This window comes from Pseudonocardia hydrocarbonoxydans, from assembly GCF_006539565.1.
Taxonomy (GTDB): domain Bacteria; phylum Actinomycetota; class Actinomycetes; order Mycobacteriales; family Pseudonocardiaceae; genus Pseudonocardia; species Pseudonocardia hydrocarbonoxydans.
Map to the genome: position 1 here is coordinate 1 of NZ_BJNG01000087.1, position 739 is coordinate 739.

1 protein-coding gene and 1 pseudogene are annotated in these 739 nt (G+C 70.6%); both read right to left on the reverse strand.

Annotation, left to right across the window (positions count from 1 at the left end; translation table 11 throughout):
- On the reverse strand, window positions 1–494 hold a 494-nt coding region (locus tag PHY01_RS26090; protein WP_246086162.1), incomplete at its 3' end, for an IS5 family transposase.
- 7 nt (window positions 495–501) lie between these two features.
- Window positions 502–739, reverse strand: a pseudogene (locus PHY01_RS27300) (hypothetical protein); the annotation flags it as partial.

Here is a 739-nt window from a genome sequence, read left to right on the forward strand (position 1 = left end):
TAGGGCGTGTCTCCCAATGCTTGGAGCCAGGTGACGATGGCTTTGAGCACGGCACCGCCGCGGAAGGTCAACGCGAGCTTGTCGTAACGGGTGGCCAGGCCGCGCCACTGCTTGACCGCGGCGAACCCGCGTTCGACGACATTGCGGTTGCGGTAGTCCACGCTGTCGAACGCGGGCGGGCGACCACCTCGACGGCCGCGGCGCTTGCGGTGTCCTTGCTGGTCGGCGGGCTCGGGGATGACCGCGAGGATCCGTCGGGATCGCAGGTGGCCGCGGATCGCCCGCGAGGAGTAGGCCTTGTCCCCGCGTACCCGGTTGGGCCGGGTCCGCGGCCGCCCGGGCCCGGAGCGGGCGATGCTCAGATGCGCCATGAGATGCGGGAACATCGGGGCGTCACCGGCCTGACCCGGCCCGACGAGCACGACCAACGGGTAGCCGTGGCCGTCGACGAGCTGGTGGATCTTCGTGGACAGCCCGCCCCGGGACCGACCCAACGCATGGTCAGCCGGTTCGTCCAGCAGATTCTTGTAGTTCGATCTCGCCCCCCGTGTCCCGGGCGAGGGTGGCGGCGTGCTGGTGCGCGCGAAGGATCGTGGAGTCCACGCTGGCGTCCCAGTTCACGATCCCCGCAGCGTCCGCGCTGGTGAGCAGGGCGGCGAGGATCCGGTCCCAGGTGCCATCCCCGCTGTAGCGGCGGTGTCGCTTCCACAGGGTCTGCCAGGGCCCGAACCCTCTCGGG